This window comes from Sinobaca sp. SA16-1 (assembly GCF_059510515.1).
The window spans coordinates 97,600-112,059 of sequence record NZ_JCAKFL010000004.1; the positions used below are offsets into that span (position 1 = coordinate 97,600).

At 46.5% G+C, this 14,460-nt stretch carries 17 protein-coding genes and 2 riboswitches; of the genes, 4 read left to right on the top strand and 13 right to left on the bottom strand.

Features of this window, described 5'->3' with window-relative positions:
* Window positions 1-2 precede the first annotated feature (2 nt).
* Genes thiS through AC5W2J_RS12315 form a run of 3 tightly spaced genes read right to left on the bottom strand, consistent with a single transcriptional unit; the run spans window position 3 to window position 1,937 of the window.
* Window positions 3-206: a sulfur carrier protein ThiS gene (gene thiS / locus AC5W2J_RS12305; protein WP_496059755.1), complete on the bottom strand. Its 204-nt coding sequence runs from the start codon at window positions 204-206 to the stop codon at window positions 3-5.
* Window positions 190-1,332, bottom strand: a complete 1,143-nt coding sequence (thiO, locus tag AC5W2J_RS12310) for a glycine oxidase ThiO (RefSeq protein ID WP_496059756.1) — start codon at window positions 1,330-1,332, stop codon at window positions 190-192. The genes thiS and thiO overlap by 17 nt, the downstream gene beginning before the upstream one ends.
* On the bottom strand, window positions 1,329-1,937 hold the full coding sequence (locus AC5W2J_RS12315) for a thiamine phosphate synthase (protein ID WP_496059757.1): 609 nt from the start codon (window positions 1,935-1,937) through the stop codon (window positions 1,329-1,331). The genes thiO and AC5W2J_RS12315 overlap by 4 nt, the downstream gene beginning before the upstream one ends.
* A gap of 52 nt (window positions 1,938-1,989) precedes the next feature.
* A riboswitch (TPP riboswitch) is annotated at window positions 1,990-2,097 on the bottom strand.
* A 133-nt stretch (window positions 2,098-2,230) separates the two neighbouring features.
* Between AC5W2J_RS12315 and AC5W2J_RS12320 the strand changes: the two genes are divergently transcribed.
* Window positions 2,231-2,443 (top strand): 2-hydroxymuconate tautomerase family protein, encoded by a 213-nt coding sequence (locus AC5W2J_RS12320; RefSeq protein WP_496059758.1) that lies wholly within the window; start codon window positions 2,231-2,233, stop codon window positions 2,441-2,443.
* A gap of 68 nt (window positions 2,444-2,511) precedes the next feature.
* Here the strand turns inward: AC5W2J_RS12320 and AC5W2J_RS12325 are convergent, their stop codons facing one another.
* The 4 genes from AC5W2J_RS12325 to AC5W2J_RS12340 all read right to left on the bottom strand — a co-directional run bounded on the left by AC5W2J_RS12325 (window position 2,512) and on the right by AC5W2J_RS12340 (window position 6,000).
* Window positions 2,512-2,910, bottom strand: coding sequence for a FixH family protein (locus AC5W2J_RS12325; protein ID WP_496059759.1), 399 nt, complete (start codon window positions 2,908-2,910; stop codon window positions 2,512-2,514).
* Between the two features lie 69 nt (window positions 2,911-2,979).
* Window positions 2,980-3,879: an AEC family transporter gene (locus AC5W2J_RS12330; protein WP_496059760.1), complete on the bottom strand. Its 900-nt coding sequence runs from the start codon at window positions 3,877-3,879 to the stop codon at window positions 2,980-2,982.
* Window positions 3,880-3,951: 72 nt separating this feature from the next.
* Window positions 3,952-5,436, bottom strand: a complete 1,485-nt coding sequence (locus AC5W2J_RS12335; RefSeq protein ID WP_496059761.1) for a potassium/proton antiporter — start codon at window positions 5,434-5,436, stop codon at window positions 3,952-3,954.
* Between the two features lie 15 nt (window positions 5,437-5,451).
* Window positions 5,452-6,000 (bottom strand): tyrosine-type recombinase/integrase, encoded by a 549-nt coding sequence (locus AC5W2J_RS12340; protein ID WP_496059762.1) that lies wholly within the window; start codon window positions 5,998-6,000, stop codon window positions 5,452-5,454.
* A 147-nt stretch (window positions 6,001-6,147) separates the two neighbouring features.
* Between AC5W2J_RS12340 and thiW the strand changes: the two genes are divergently transcribed.
* The gene (gene thiW / locus AC5W2J_RS12345) at window positions 6,148-6,642 is read left to right on the top strand and encodes an energy coupling factor transporter S component ThiW (protein ID WP_496059763.1); all 495 of its coding nucleotides are present in this window, start codon (window positions 6,148-6,150) and stop codon (window positions 6,640-6,642) included.
* Window positions 6,643-6,730: 88 nt separating this feature from the next.
* Window positions 6,731-8,044, top strand: a complete 1,314-nt coding sequence (locus AC5W2J_RS12350; RefSeq protein WP_496059764.1) for an NCS2 family permease — start codon at window positions 6,731-6,733, stop codon at window positions 8,042-8,044.
* Window positions 8,045-8,286: 242 nt separating this feature from the next.
* Here the strand turns inward: AC5W2J_RS12350 and AC5W2J_RS12355 are convergent, their stop codons facing one another.
* The 6 genes from AC5W2J_RS12355 to AC5W2J_RS12380 form a co-directional block, all read right to left on the bottom strand.
* Window positions 8,287-8,613, bottom strand: coding sequence for a DUF1516 family protein (locus AC5W2J_RS12355; RefSeq protein WP_496059765.1), 327 nt, complete (start codon window positions 8,611-8,613; stop codon window positions 8,287-8,289).
* Window positions 8,614-8,720: 107 nt separating this feature from the next.
* On the bottom strand, window positions 8,721-9,038 hold the full coding sequence (locus AC5W2J_RS12360; RefSeq protein WP_496059766.1) for a DMT family transporter: 318 nt from the start codon (window positions 9,036-9,038) through the stop codon (window positions 8,721-8,723).
* Entirely contained in the window at window positions 9,038-9,373 is a 336-nt protein-coding gene (locus AC5W2J_RS12365; protein WP_496059767.1) for a DMT family transporter, read from the bottom strand. The genes AC5W2J_RS12360 and AC5W2J_RS12365 overlap by 1 nt, the downstream gene beginning before the upstream one ends.
* Window positions 9,374-9,430: 57 nt before the next feature.
* A riboswitch (guanidine-I (ykkC/yxkD leader) is annotated at window positions 9,431-9,533 on the bottom strand.
* A 30-nt stretch (window positions 9,534-9,563) separates the two neighbouring features.
* Window positions 9,564-9,797 (bottom strand): hypothetical protein, encoded by a 234-nt coding sequence (locus tag AC5W2J_RS12370; RefSeq protein ID WP_496059768.1) that lies wholly within the window; start codon window positions 9,795-9,797, stop codon window positions 9,564-9,566.
* 55 nt (window positions 9,798-9,852) lie between these two features.
* On the bottom strand, window positions 9,853-12,018 hold the full coding sequence (locus AC5W2J_RS12375) for a type IA DNA topoisomerase (RefSeq protein WP_496059769.1): 2,166 nt from the start codon (window positions 12,016-12,018) through the stop codon (window positions 9,853-9,855).
* A gap of 173 nt (window positions 12,019-12,191) precedes the next feature.
* Window positions 12,192-13,301, bottom strand: coding sequence for an NADH:flavin oxidoreductase (locus AC5W2J_RS12380; RefSeq protein ID WP_496059770.1), 1,110 nt, complete (start codon window positions 13,299-13,301; stop codon window positions 12,192-12,194).
* 249 nt (window positions 13,302-13,550) lie between these two features.
* On the opposite strand from AC5W2J_RS12380, the gene AC5W2J_RS12385 reads away from it, so the two are divergent.
* Window positions 13,551-14,357, top strand: a complete 807-nt coding sequence (locus AC5W2J_RS12385) for a 2OG-Fe dioxygenase family protein (RefSeq protein ID WP_496059771.1) — start codon at window positions 13,551-13,553, stop codon at window positions 14,355-14,357.
* The last annotated feature ends 103 nt before the right edge of the window (window positions 14,358-14,460 follow it).

Here is a 14,460-nt window from a genome sequence, read left to right on the forward strand (position 1 = left end):
TTTCATCCTCCTCCTACAAAGTGAACAATTTCCAGCCGGTCATTTTCTTTCAACGCTGATTTTTTCTGATCCGGCTTGGTTAAAATTTCTCCATTCTTTTCTACGACAGACTTTTTGTGTCCGACGTTAAAATGAGCAAGCAGCTGCTCGACGGATTCGACTGTATCCGGAATCTGCTGTTCTTCTCCGTTAATGGTTAGCTTCACTGGAAACACCTTCCTTTGTTCGTTTTCGATAGGGAGAGAATGCCTGCTCCCATTCCGTATTGACCGTTTCTCCACAGATGGAACGGGCAAGCCAGTTTCCTGTTCCTGCCGAAAGCAGAATCCCATTCCGGTAATGCCCTGCAGCTATCCAAAGGCCTTGATTATTAATAGAACCGAGATAAGGAAGACCGTCTGCGGACTGCGGTCTGATTCCGCTCCACGCCTGTTTGAACTCTGCTTCGGCAAGACCCGGCACTAACGCAAATGCGCTTTTCAGCAGGTCATGCACAGAGCCCGCATACACCTGGGTCTCCATAGATCCCGGGTGTTCGGTTGCCCCAATAATTACTGTTCCATTTTTCTTTGGCACAAGGTACACATCCGGGGCATGAACGGTAGACACAATAAGCTGCTTTGTGGGGCGGACAGATAAAATATCTCCTTTAACAGGAATCATTGGCGGCATGAGGCCAATGTCGCCATCCAGAAGGTCCGTCCATGCGCCCCCTGCCATGACTACATGCTCCGATTCTATCGTTTCCCGGCCCGTGATCACTTCATATCCTCCCGCCTTCTGCTTAATGGAAGACACCGGAGTGTGTTCCATTATTTCCGCTCCTAAATGGGCGGCGCTTCCGGCATAGGCTTTCGTAAGATACGGCGCCATAACCTGGCCGTCTTTCGGCATATACAGAGCACCCTGTATGGATTCGTCTGCCAGGTTCGGTTCTTTTGTCTGCAGCTCCTCACGGGTCAGCCAGCTGACTTGTTCGCCGGCCTTCTGCTGAAAGGCGAGCACATTATGAAGATGGGCGGTTTCTTCGTCCGAGTGTGCGGTTTTCAGCATACCGTTTTTTATATAATCCACCTGAATGCCTGAATACGATTCAAGTTTAGGGACTAATTCGTCGTACATAGACCGACTCGCTCTTGCAAAGTCGAAAAAAGAGCCCTGACTGTTAATCTCCACCTGGGCTCCGAGCATACCGGCAGCGGCGCTGGAAGCTTCACTGCCAATTGTGCTCCGTTCCAAAAGGAGCACCCGTTTCCCTTTTTCCGCTAAATGAAAGGCGGTGGAACAGCCATTGATGCCGCCGCCGATCACTACGGTATGATAGGATGTCATGTTCTTCCCTCCTCGTTAAGCTTCGTATAGTAAGCATGCGCCCGATGCTTTGGCTCTTCTGCTTCATACAGGCCTGACAGCACTGCAATACCGGAAGCACCGGAGCGGATGCAGTCCTTCACTCGTTCCGGGGTAACGCCGCCGATCGCGATCACCGGCAGTGCGGTCGCTTCTGCAATAGCCGCAAGCTGCTTCAGGCCGCGTGGTTCCAGTCCCAACTTACTATCGGTAGGAAACACATGACCGAAAAACAAATAGTCAGCGCCGGCCTGTTCTTTTTGGCGGGCCGTTTCCAGACTGTGAACAGACCAGCCTGCAGCAAGGCTCTGCTGTGGCTTCTGCTCCACCGATTCTTTGAGATGAAAACCGATATCCCTGAAATGCTGCCTTTTTTCTCCCGGTACATTCAGCCGGATCTGCTGGGCCGCCACCCCTTCTTCCTGCAGAAATGCAACAGCAGTCTCCAGCTCCCTGAGAGACCAGAGAGGTTCACGTATATAAAAACAATCCGTCCATTCTTTGATTTTTTTAGAAATGTGCATCCATTCTTCCAATGTCTGCCTGCCCGTTGATACAGCATGCAGTTCTTTCCGATGTGTGCCCATGAAAAAAGCCGCCTTCCCATGAGGGAAAGCGGCTGTTGGTTTCTGCGGAAAAAAGCAGGACAAGCCACTTCCCTCCGCTGGTATATCCAGATCAGGTTCAAAGAGTCCCGAAGTATTACTTCAATCTCAGCCCTTTTAAAGGGCACCCCTAGTGGTAAAACTATTAAATTAACTATAGTATTCATCGTAAGCTATCATTGTTTGAATTGTCAATTAACAAAAACTAAATACTGTATAAATAAGGAAAAACCTTTATACTGAAAGCATACGTTAATATAAAGGAGAGATGCATCATGCCATTTGTAAATATTAAAATTACAAAAGAACATAAGCCCGCGACTCCGGAGCAAAAAGAACAGCTTATCGAAGGCGCCACAAAACTGCTGCAGGATGTTCTCGGAAAAAACCCTCAGACAACTGTCGTTGTTATTGATGAAGTAGAGACCGATAACTGGGGCATCGGTGCTAAATCGGTATCGGAAATCCGTAAAAAAGACACGCTTTAATTTGATGCAGCCCATCTTTTCACTATAGTCTGGCCTGAGGGGAAGGCAAATACTGCCTTCCTCTTTTTTTATTCTACTTCTATTTCCTCTGTCGGCATGCTGTGCATATTGCGGGCGGTGACATGGGCTGTTATGAAGTACGTTCCGCTTTCTTCAAACGTGTAGTCCAGCGTATATTCTCCGTCACTGCTGTGTCCGCCTTCCAGCTGCTCTCCCGTTTCCTGTTCGCCTTCTTTCCATATTTCAAACAGCACTTCGTTTGCGTCCTCCACCGCTTCTCCCTCCTGCTCTACGTGAGCTTCAATTAAAGCCGCTTCACCGGCCTCAGCTGTTTCACTGGTATGTATGGCTACTTCAATCGGTTCACTGCTGGGCGGACTATTCCCGGCTTCCGATTCGTCGGAACCGCCGCAGGCACTTAACAAAAGAAACCCAACAGCTCCAGCTCCTATTCCCCATTTTTTCATACAACCTACTCCCTTCTCTTGTCGTTCTTCACGATTTATTATATCTTGAGTGCACTTTCTATGTTACCTCTACGCGCCAATTATTAACAACAATACCCACAGCGATGGAACGCTTAGAATAGTTGTCAGCAGCGTAATACTTGAAACCAGGTCAGGACTGGAATGAAACTCTACAGATATCATTGCTATCGTTGCTGCAGTAGGCATAGCCACTGCTACAATCAGTACAGTACTCAAGAGGTCATTAGTCTGCAGCAGCTGCGTTAACCCATAGGCAATCACCGGTGAAAGAACGAGTCTTACGGCTGTTCCAACACCGATCAGCTTCCACTCAAGAGATGCCAGGGAAATTTTAGCAAGCTGCATGCCAAGTACAACCATGACGACAGGAATAGAGGCCTCTCCGAGCATGCTGATACTGTCAAAATAGGTGGATGGAATCGTGATATGAAGCCATTGAAACAATATGCCCAACAGCAGGGCAAAAAACGCAGGCATTTTCAATACGACCCGAAACGCATCCGTTCCTGTCATATTGCTGCGGTTAGCGATGTATACCCCTACCGTACTCATAAAAAAAGATTGGATGACCATAAAAATAACGGCATAGGCAAACGCCTCTTCTCCAAAAGCAAACAGTATCAGCGGGGCACCGTAGTTCCCAGCATTCATAAACGAAGTAGACAGGGTCATGCCGCTTTCCGTCGGGGCATCCCAGCGGAATACAAAGGCCAGCAGTTTATTTAACAAAAGCATCACCATAAGAAAGATGACGGCAAATAAAACAATGAGAAACACATCATAATCAGGCTCTGTTGTGTAAAAGGTCCGGAACACGAGAGCCGGCGTTAGTATGTATAAAGCTACACCCGAGACAGATCGTACATCGAGCAGCTGTTTTTTCTGAAGTAGAAAACCGGAAAGAAAAATAAGTCCAATCGGAATAAGCGTGCTGATTAAAACGCCCATATGCTCCTCCTTTCTGAGAATAACAAGCAAAGCGGAACCTGAGCAGGTTCCGCTTTATTAGTTTATCATATTTTATTTTGATCGATTCGGCTTTCCTTTCAACATCTGTTTCAGCTGCTTTTTCTCGGAACGCGACACAAGAATATAAAGAAAGTCCTCTTCTTCGATCACCGTCTCTCCGTAAGGAGTAACCAAATCTTCATTCCGGACGATCGCACTGATCAGAACACTATCCGGAAAGTTAATTTCCTGCAGGCTTTTCCCTAAAATTGGTGTATTCTGGTCCGTCTGGAATTCAATAATTTCAGCATTGGCTTTCCCAATCGATATCAGCTCAATCGAATGGTAAGGCACGTCTTTTTTAGGGCCGGAAAGCCCCAGTTTTTTGGCTAAATAAGAAATACTCGATCCTTGAATCAAGGCGGAGGTCAGTACAATAAAGAATACAATATTAAACAAAACCTCACCCGACTCCACGCCTGCTACAATTGGGAATGTAGCGAGTACGATCGGTACCGCACCGCGCAGACCCGCCCAGGATATGAATATTTTTTCCTTGAAACTATAAGAGGTTCCGATAGTAGAAAGAAATGTAGCGGCTGGTCTTGCTACGAGCATCAGCGTAGCAGACAGCACCAGTCCGGCAATAGCGACAGAAGGACTTAATAGCTGTTCCGGAAAGGCAAGGAGTCCCAGGATAATAAACATCGTAATCTGGGCCATCCAGGCCAATCCTTCATTAAATCGAAAAATAGAATGACGGTAGGTCAATTCGGAATTACCAACTATTAAAGCGGCTACATATACTGCGAGAAGTCCGCTGGCTCCAGCAAATGCGGCCAGGCCGTAAGTAAGCAGAGCAAAAGAAATCGCGAAAATTGGATAAAGTCCACTTGAATCCAGATTAATCCGGTTAATCGAAAGTGAAGCGATTTTCCCTAAAGCCAGGCCCATAACAAGCCCCAGCCCCATCTGCCAGAAGAAAGAGCCGACGAGAAGTAAATAACTTGGCTCATCGAGGATAACCAATTCTATGAAAGCGACTGTTAAAAACACAGCCATCGGATCATTTGTTCCTGATTCCGCTTCAAGTGTCGCCCCTATTTTCGTTTTAATATTTCGTTCTTTTAAAGCGGCAAAAACCGCTGCCGCATCGGTAGAACCAACAATCGAACCAAGCAGCAGCGCCTCTGTCCAGGAAAGATCAACTATCAGCTTTGCAGCTACCCCGACGATCGCTGAAGTAAGGATTACACCAAATGTTGCAAGGGACAAAGAGGGCCCGAGAACTTTTTTGATCGTGGGCCACTCTGTCTGCGAGCCCCCTTCAAATAGTATAATAACGAGCGCAATAATCCCGATCAGCTGGGCATATTCGACATTGTCAAAGAAAATGATGCCCAGTCCATCGCTTCCCATAATCATACCGACCAGAATAAATAAAATCAGGGAGGGCATTCCGAGTTTAGAAGAGAACTTGGTAACGACTACTCCAATAATAAGAAGGAGCGCTCCAAGCAGAATAAAGCTGTCTGTACTAAAGCTTGCTGAAATCATAGATGACCTCCTTGGTTATAGATTGACATCCACTTTGGGTATTACTTCATTTTTTTCGATGCCTATATATTTTCTCGTTTCAGCAGGACTTGCATGATGAAATCGTTTTTGAATAAGCGAAACCGCAATTCCTTTTTGATACGCGTGGTAGCCGAACGTTTTCCGCAGGGTATGCGGGCCGATCGTTCCCTCTACCCCGGCTTCCTTTGCTGCCTGTGTCAGAATGCGGTAGGTCTGCTGCCTTGTAATCGGCTTTTCCAGACGGGAAGACTGAAACAGATATGTAAGTCTGCCGGCATCTGCTTTTGAAAAATAATAATGCAGTGCTTCGTGAATAGTGTCGTTAATAAAAATGTCTTCCCGGCCAATACGAAGAAAGCGCACGGGCGTTGTGTCGTTTTCCAGCATATCGTTTACTTCAATTTTCAGCATTTCGCTTATGCGAAGGCCGGTATTAATCGCAAAAACGAAAAGCAGGTAGTCCCGGGCCGAGTGTTTTTTTAAAGCTGCTTTCAGAACCTGAATGGTTTCGATGTCAACGATCGGCTTAACAAATTCCATCATTCACCTCTTTTATGTGTCATAACCATCATCTAAATCATTATTATGTTACTTATACTTTACCACAATTTTTTAAAAAGATAAAAAAATCGGTCCCGGCTTCTATTTCCCAACGAAAAAAAGGTAAAATAAAAACAAAGGAGGTCCGTTATGAACAAAACAAAAAAACTTACATATACCGCCGTTTTAATTGCGGTTGGAACGGTTACCAGCCCATTTGTTTCCATACCAATCGGATTTGCACGAATCTTTCCGGTCCAGCATTTTATTAATGTTATCAGTGCCGTGCTGCTCGGTCCCTGGTACGCTCTTGCCCAGGCATTCGGCACTTCTTTTCTCCGGAATATCTTCGGCACCGGTTCGATCTTTGCTTTCCCGGGCAGCATGATCGGGGCTCTGCTTGCCGGTATCGTCTACCAGAGAACGAAGAAGCTTTCATTCACAGCCGGAGCGGAAGTAATCGGCACCGGTCTTATCGGCGCCCTGCTGACATATCCGCTCGCCCGGTTGGTGTTTGGCGAAGCAACGGCCCTATTTGCCTTTGTTCCTTCATTTATTCTGAGCGCTTTGGTCGGAGGAGCTCTTGCCTATCTGCTTCTTCGTGCATTTGAGCGTCGGAAAGTGCTGGAGCAGTTTCAAAAATAAGAAGGTATTCTCTTCTTGCAAATCACCTCATATACGAATAATATATAACAGGGCATGTTACATATTTCGTATATAAGGTGGTTTTTTTATGCTTAATCGATGGTTCAAGCTCAGTGAGCACAATACTAATATAAGAACCGAACTTCTGGCAGGTATTACTACTTTTCTGACGATGGCTTACATCGTTGTTGTAAACCCGGTGATTCTGGCAGATGCCGGCGTTCCGTTTGACGCTGTTTTCATGGCCACCATTATCGCCACAGTCGTCGGCACGCTCTGGATGGCTGTCTTTGCCAACTACCCTATTGCAGTAGCACCCGGTATGGGGCTTAATGCATATTTCGCCTATTCTGTTGTAGGAAACAACGATCAGATCGGATACGAAGTAGCGTTCGGTGCGGTTTTTGTCTCGGGGGTTATTTTCATTATCCTATCGCTGACGCCCTTTCGTGAAAAGTTAATCGAAGCGATTCCTTCTAATTTAAAATATGGTATCACGGCTGGCATCGGCTTATTTATTGCCTTTATCGGCTTTCGCATGAGCGGTATTATCGTAGCCCACCCGGAAAACCTCGTGGCTCTGGGCGACCTTCAATCGCCGCCTGTCCTGCTTACGCTTACCGGTCTGGCGGTCATGATTACGCTGATGGCCCTTCGAATCAACAGTGCATTATTTATCGGGATGGTTGTTACCGGCATTATTGCTTACTTTACAGGGGCTTTATCTTTTGAAAGCGGCGTGGCAGCGGCTCCGCCGAGTCCGGAATGGTTTATTTTCGGTTCTCCTGTGGATGCATTTGCTAATGTCATTGGCTACGGCTTGTATGCCGTCGTCTTTTCCTTTCTGCTGGTCACTATTTTCGATACAACCGGAACGATGATCGGCGTCGCGGAACAGGCAGGCTTGATGAAAAACAATAAAATGCCGCGTGTGCGCCAGGCACTTCTTTCCGACGCTGTTGCCAAAACAGTCGGTTCTATTTTCGGAACAAGCCCTACCAGTGCCTATATTGAGTCGTCTTCCGGCGTCGCAGCGGGTGGACGAACCGGTCTTACCACAATAGCGGTCGCCTTTTTATTCATCCTGACAATGTTTCTCGCTCCTGTCGTAAATGCAATATCCGGCATTCCGGCAATTACTTCGCCTGTACTGATTATCGTCGGCAGCCTGATGCTCGGAAGTGTTGCGAATATTAAATGGAACGAGTTTGACGAAGCTTTCCCAGCCTTTCTCGTTATACTGAGCATGCCGCTCACTTCAAGCATCGCGACAGGCATTGCTTTTGGTTTCATTTCCCATCCGCTGCTGAAGCTCGTACGTGGAAAAGGAAAAACCGTACACCCGCTCGTTTATATCTTTGCTGTATTATTTATACTACAGCTAATCTACCTCCCGCATTAACAGAAAAGCGAGGTCTCCTGTAACCTGCGCTGTATTCTGGAAAGGCTGCAAGGAAGCCCGCTTCCGCTGTCAGACTTGAAGAATACCAAGCAGGTGGAGACCGCAGCTGGACAAATAGAAAAGGGAGAGTTGCCGCTTTATTACTCAGCTTTGGAGTTTTCGCAGAGAGCGTACTCTCCCAAATAATTTTTCAAATAATAAAAAAGCAGACCGGATTATTTTCCGGCCTGCTTTCTTTTGAATTAATACATAAATCCCATAATAAGAACGGCAGCAGATAACAGAATACAGGCAATCCAAAATACACCCTGAGACTGCTTGCGCTTTCTGCGTCCTACCAGGATTTCCATTACGGCAATCAAGGCAATCGCAAGAATCCCTTTAAAAATGTAGATTAAAGGAAAACCATAGCCGATAACCATACCTATTCCAGAAACCAGCATAATCACAACGAACAAACGCTGGATCATCATCGTAATTTTCTGTTTAGGCAGAAAATAGCTTAACAGGAAGAAAATGAACAAAAATGCCCATGCTCCTGCGTGAGCCTGATAAAGGATATATAACATGTCTTCACTCCTTTGGTACAGATTTGCGGTTTGCCACGCACCGCGCTCTCTTCAATATAAAGAAGCGGCGGCTCCTGTGCAACAGGCAGCCGGGAAATCATGTGAATTTATCCCTGCACCAGCTTTAATCCAACAGCTGACGCAATAATAAGACCAATGCATACAATCCGCTTCCAATCCGCCGATTCCCTATAAAACAGCATGCCCATTAAAGCTCCACCGGCGGCGCCAATTCCTGTCCAGACGGCATAGGCCGTACCCATCGGAAGGGTCTGCATCGAAAAACTGAGCAGCACAAAGCTGATACCAAATCCTCCGATAATACCGAGAAAAGCCAGCATGGACCGATCGTGATGAAGTTTATTAATCATCGTTACCCCAACCATTTCAAAAAGGCCGGCAAAAATAAGAGACACCCATGCCATTACGCTTTCGCCTCCTTCTTCTCATCTGTCACCAGTTTCAATCCAATCACTCCAAGAAGCAGAAGCAGAATGAAAAGCATTTTGCTCCATAAAAAAGGCTCTCCGAATAACAGAATTTCCGCAAGAACTGTTCCGGTTGTCCCAAGCCCGACAAATACAGCATACGCCGTTCCGACAGGAAGATACCGGCTGCCCGTTACAAGCAGATAAAAGCTTGCTGCAATAGCCAAAATAGTTGCGCTCCACTCTCCAAAACCGGAGGCATGCTTTAATCCAATGACCCAGCCTATTTCAAATAAGGCGGCCACCACAATTTTGATCCAATCTTTATTCACAGGAAACCTCCTTATCCGCGCATACAAAAAGCCCAGGCGCTACCTTCTCTTTAGAAGATCTCCCGGGCTTTTTTCCCTCCGTGCCAGCATGCTTTATACATGCTGTGTTTTCTCTTGGACCAGTCCGGCACGACGCCGCGGAACCCTAGAAAACAATTTGATGTCAGTATAGCTTACAAATTCTTCAAAATCAAGTGTCTTTCTTTTTTCTATCATCCGGCAGACTCTCTGTATAAGCCGGCCGGTGCCTTGTATCTTCTTCGGTTACCTGGATATGATCATTGACCGTACGCTTGCGGCCCATCGTAATATCATCATAAGGAGTAAAATCATTGGAAGAGGAAGGCAGGCTTCCTTTTCGGATCGTATAAAACAGGCCGTAAATAAATGCTCCCACCAGAACAGATGCGATAACAAATCCCATGTTCATCCCTCCTCTTCCTTTTCATTTTACTATAAGCGGAAGAGGAAGCCCCGTTTCACGACTTATCTGCTTTGGAAGGAAAGACAAATTCCACCTTGCCTTCGTTCAGCTTCAGCTTCGCATCAAATGGGGCTTTCCCTTTAAATCCTTTAATCAGGTTTGTTTCCCCGGACTGGCAGAGTTTTTTAATCTGGGCCGAAGAAATCGTTTTGCGCAGCAGGGTTTTTGGAAACGTCTGCTTGCAGCCATTTGAATAATTCGTGCACCCATAAAAATTGCGCCGGTTCATAATGTAACCTTCTTTACAGGTGGGACAGAGCACAATAGGTTCGGACTTGGCTGCTTTTTTTCCTTTGCCCTCTTCTTTGTCAGCTTCCGATACGGTAAGAGCATCTACTGCCTGCGGTACTTTTTCCACCAGGTCTCTTGTGAATGCCGACGTTTGTTCGATGAACGCTTCTTTCTGCGCCTCGCCTTCTCCGATTTTCCTCAAAAACAATTCCCATTTAGCGGTCATCTCCGGCTTGGAAAGAAGTGTTCCTTCTACGGCTTCACACAACAGCTCACCTTTACGGGTTACGTGCACGATATTTTTCTGCACGCTGATATATTCCTGGCGGATCAATGTTTTAATAATACCGCTGCGGGTCGCTTCTGTGCCGAGTCCTTCTACTTCCTGGAGCGCCGTTTTGGCTTCTTCATCTTCTTCAATCCATTTTCCGCACGTCTTCATCATGTTGATCAGCTGGCCTTCTGTGTAGGGTGAAGGCGGCTTAGTCGTTCCTTCTTCAATGGAGACGGCTGCATCCACTCCCATGCCTTTCTCCAAAGGAGGAAGAACGGGAGGAGCGTTCGGATCTTTTTTGGCAGGGGCCGTTTTTGCCGAAAAGCATTCCTTCCACCCTTTGACCCGCTCTACCTTGCCTTTGCTGAAAAACAGCAGGTCTTTTACATTCGTCGTAACGGTCGTTTCATCATATTCATAGTCATGATGAAACATAGCAATCGCGCTCTGGACAATTTCCATATAGACTTTCCGCTGGTCTGCCGTCAGCTTTTGAAGAGCCGCTTCAGTCGGTATTTTTTTAGTTGGGATAATCGCATAGTGCTCTTTTACTTTACTGCCGTCTACAAACCGCCGGCCCGGATAGTCGGTCGCCGGTTCAAATACTTTTCCAGCTGTCGCCTGGTATTTGGATAAATTGCTTTTAATGTAGGCGAACTCATTGTTCGTAATATGATGGGAATCCGTCCGCGGGTAAGTGATCAGCTTTAACGGCTGATCGTAGAGAGACTGGGCAATTTCAAGCGTACGGGATGGGCTGAGCTTATATTTTTTATTCATCGTCGTCTGCAGGCTTGATAAGGAATGAAGCAGCGGCGGCTTGATTTTTTTACGGCTTACCTTCACTTCTGAGACTTCGCCCATCTCCTTTTTTCCAATATCGTGCTTTTTAAGCAGAGCTTCTGCATCTGCTGCCTTTTTGTGACGGATTTTCGCTTTGCCTTTATACGTTCCGGTTGGTGCTTTAAACGTTCCTTCTACGTCAAAATAAGGCTCCGGCTTAAACCGTTGGATTTCCATATGCCTGTCATAAATCAATTTCAGCGTTGGCGTTTGGACACGGCCGACACTGAATACGGATTTAATGCCCTTCCTTTGAAGCAGCAGCGTATAAAGGCGGCTTGCGTTCATCCCAACCATCCAATCCGATACCTGCCGCGCCTGAGCTTCCTGATAAAGAGCCATATACGCATCCCCGGCACGGAGCTGCTGGAATCCTTTAATGACTTCATTCTTTTCCAGGCTGTTAATCCACAGGCGTTTGGACGGCTTATGGGAAGCGCCTGCTTTTTCAATAATGCTGCGGGCGATATTTTCTCCTTCGCGGTCGCAGTCGGTGGCAATAATAATTTCATCCGCCGCCTGCAGAAACTTACGCACAATGTGAAACTGTTTTCTCGTTTTGGCAGCAGTCTTCCATTCAAACCGTTCTGGAATCATCGGAAGCTGTACGAGACTCCAGCGTTTCCAGGCCTGCTCATACTCCGCCGGGGATTTGAGTTCGACGAGGTGGCCTACGCCCCATGTAAGCACAGCTCCTTCAGGAAACTGCTCACATGCCCCTATATTTATATACCCTTCCCCTTTGCCGCCTTTCGGAAATGCTTCAGCATAGGCTTTGGCCTGACTCGGTTTTTCTGCTAATATTACTGGCATGAGTATGTCTACCCCTTTATGTTAAAATATCCTTGCTGGATGCGGAACAAATGTTCTTTACATTATACGACGCACAGACACGGACTGCAAAGCAGGTTTGTAAAGATATCCACTTTTCATAAGGGAAGCCCGCTGTCTCCATTACGGATACAGCGGGCTTTTTGTTTATTTTATTAATACAGTTCTTTAAGCGCGTTTTTGGAAAACGGAACAATCGCATCTGCGTTGTTTTCTTTCACTTTTTGGACCCAGGCCGGATCTGATAAAAGCGGCCGTCCAATAGCTACAAGATCAAACTCGTTTTCTTCAAGCCGTTCCACAAGCTGATCAATACTTGTCATTTCCGCCTGTGTTCTTTCTGTAAAGGCATCATTTAAGCCGATGGATCCGACTGTAATAACCGGAAGGCCTGTCAATTCTTTCGTCCAGCCGGCAAGATTTAAAGAAGAACCTTCAAATTCCGGCTCCCAGAATCTTCTTGTGGAGCAATGGTACACATCCACGCCTGCTTCGGTGAGCGGCGCCAGAAATTCACGAAGCTCGTCCGGCGTCTGTGCCAGCTTCGCTTCAAAATCCGTCATTTTCCACTGGGAAAAACGAAAGATAATAGGAAAGTCTTCTCCCACTGCTTTACGGCAGGCTTTGATTACATCTGCAGCAAAACGGGTGCGTTCTACAGTATTGCCTCCGTACTCATCCGTTCTTTTATTCGTTACGTCCCAGAAAAACTGGTCAATCAGGTAACCATGGGCTCCGTGGATTTCAATACCATCAAATCCGATATCTTTAGCCGCCTTAGCTGCTTCTGCATAAGCCTGAATAATTAGTTCCATTTCATCTTCAGAAAGCGGGTCCACGACCTTTTCTCCGTGAAGGTTTAAGCCGGAAGGTCCTACCGGCGGTACAGATTTACTGCTGTCATCCAGCGGTCTCGTCATTCCTACATGCCATAGCTGCGGCACAATTCTGCCGCCTGCTTCATGTACGGCTTCTACAACCTTTTTCCATCCGTTCAGTGCATCTTCTCCGTAAAAACGGGGAATATTTTCATTATCCAGGCTGGCTGGATGGCTGATTCCGGTTCCCTCTGTTACGATCAGTCCTACCTCGCTCTCCGCACGGCGGCGGTAATAGGATACAACATTTTCATCAGGAACGCCTCCCGGGGAAAAGTTTCTCGTCATCGGAGCCATTACGGTCCGGTTTTTCATGTGAAGATCTTTTATGCTCCAAGGCTGGAATAGAGCGTTTATTGATTTTGATTCTGTCAGTTGACTGCTCATATGAAGTGCCACGATCCTTTCTATTTAAAAATCCACGCAGGTCAAAATAACCAATCCTGCTTATGCACAGGTTGTATTGTACGCTTCTGTTTTTTAGAAGTACACCAATCTGCATGCACTGCTCCAGGCTGAGGCGTTTTTATGGTTTCTTTCTGAAAATGAAGCTTCCAGCTTATCGAAAAAGGCGAAACGTGATAGACTAAAAACCGTGATTATATCGTTAAACCAAGGTATGGAGGATGGAATATTATGAGCCGCTTAAAAGAAAATGGCTTTGAATACTATACATTAGATGAATTAAAAGCAAAAAAAAATTATACACAGGACCTGGAAGCTATCACTTCCGTTTTTGACGGACTGCCACAGGATGAATACGCTCCGCAGTTAAACCGCTTTCGCCGGTATGCCCGCGCCGTCATTATGCCGGGATCGCACCGGATAGAGTGGCTTCCAAAAACGGTCATAGAAGACAAAGCCTACTACGAATACTTTCAGGGCAGCTTTAACCCGGAGTATACTGATGAATACAGGCGCTTTCCCGCGCTTCCTGACAACATGATGCAGAATAAACTGCTCGAGGAAATCATCCGTTTTGATTTCCAGCAGACGTTCTGGATGAAAGAAGATGCGCTGATGCCGGTTCACGCCGGCATTCATTTCGTGAAGCTCTGTGTCAATGAACCCGGCGAAATCGCCGTATCCTCCCCCAACAATCTGCATCAGGACGGCGAGCCGTTTACCTTTGCCCATTTAATCCGCCGCCATAATGTGAAAGGCGCCATGAACGCTATTTCCGTGCCGGCCCACCGCGGCAGAATGCCTGTTGATCTTCGCCCTGACGAATTAACCGCTTCCTTTTATCTGGAAAACCCTCTTGAGTCCTACGGCGTCTATGACCCACTCGTTACGCATTATGTAGGTACTGTGGAAAAAGGAGAAAAAGATGTCCCCGGAGAACGATCGGCTATTCTCATTGACTTTCAGCCAACGGTTGTCTCAGATTCGGAACAGACGAGCAGCATGAAAGGCCTGACGGACCAGATGATATTTGTATAAACAAAAAACTGCCTGAATGGGCAGTTTTTTGTTTATATTATCGAAAAACGTATCATTCAGTATATGTACATAGGGATATTCCTTTTTAAAGAAAGGCAGCTTA

Coding starts and splice junctions, on each gene's coding strand:
- thiO (WP_496059756.1), bottom strand. CDS start 1,332: ATGACATCCTATCATACCGTAGTGATCGGCGGCGGCATCAATGGCTGT.
- AC5W2J_RS12315 (WP_496059757.1), bottom strand. CDS start 1,937: ATGGGCACACATCGGAAAGAACTGCATGCTGTATCAACGGGCAGGCAG.
- AC5W2J_RS12320 (WP_496059758.1), top strand. CDS start 2,231: ATGCCATTTGTAAATATTAAAATTACAAAAGAACATAAGCCCGCGACT.
- AC5W2J_RS12325 (WP_496059759.1), bottom strand. CDS start 2,910: ATGAAAAAATGGGGAATAGGAGCTGGAGCTGTTGGGTTTCTTTTGTTA.
- AC5W2J_RS12330 (WP_496059760.1), bottom strand. CDS start 3,879: ATGGGCGTTTTAATCAGCACGCTTATTCCGATTGGACTTATTTTTCTT.
- AC5W2J_RS12335 (WP_496059761.1), bottom strand. CDS start 5,436: ATGATTTCAGCAAGCTTTAGTACAGACAGCTTTATTCTGCTTGGAGCG.
- AC5W2J_RS12340 (WP_496059762.1), bottom strand. CDS start 6,000: ATGATGGAATTTGTTAAGCCGATCGTTGACATCGAAACCATTCAGGTT.
- thiW (WP_496059763.1), top strand. CDS start 6,148: ATGAACAAAACAAAAAAACTTACATATACCGCCGTTTTAATTGCGGTT.
- AC5W2J_RS12350 (WP_496059764.1), top strand. CDS start 6,731: ATGCTTAATCGATGGTTCAAGCTCAGTGAGCACAATACTAATATAAGA.
- AC5W2J_RS12355 (WP_496059765.1), bottom strand. CDS start 8,613: ATGTTATATATCCTTTATCAGGCTCACGCAGGAGCATGGGCATTTTTG.
- AC5W2J_RS12360 (WP_496059766.1), bottom strand. CDS start 9,038: ATGGCATGGGTGTCTCTTATTTTTGCCGGCCTTTTTGAAATGGTTGGG.
- AC5W2J_RS12370 (WP_496059768.1), bottom strand. CDS start 9,797: ATGGGATTTGTTATCGCATCTGTTCTGGTGGGAGCATTTATTTACGGC.
- AC5W2J_RS12375 (WP_496059769.1), bottom strand. CDS start 12,018: ATGCCAGTAATATTAGCAGAAAAACCGAGTCAGGCCAAAGCCTATGCT.
- AC5W2J_RS12380 (WP_496059770.1), bottom strand. CDS start 13,301: ATGAGCAGTCAACTGACAGAATCAAAATCAATAAACGCTCTATTCCAG.
- AC5W2J_RS12385 (WP_496059771.1), top strand. CDS start 13,551: ATGAGCCGCTTAAAAGAAAATGGCTTTGAATACTATACATTAGATGAA.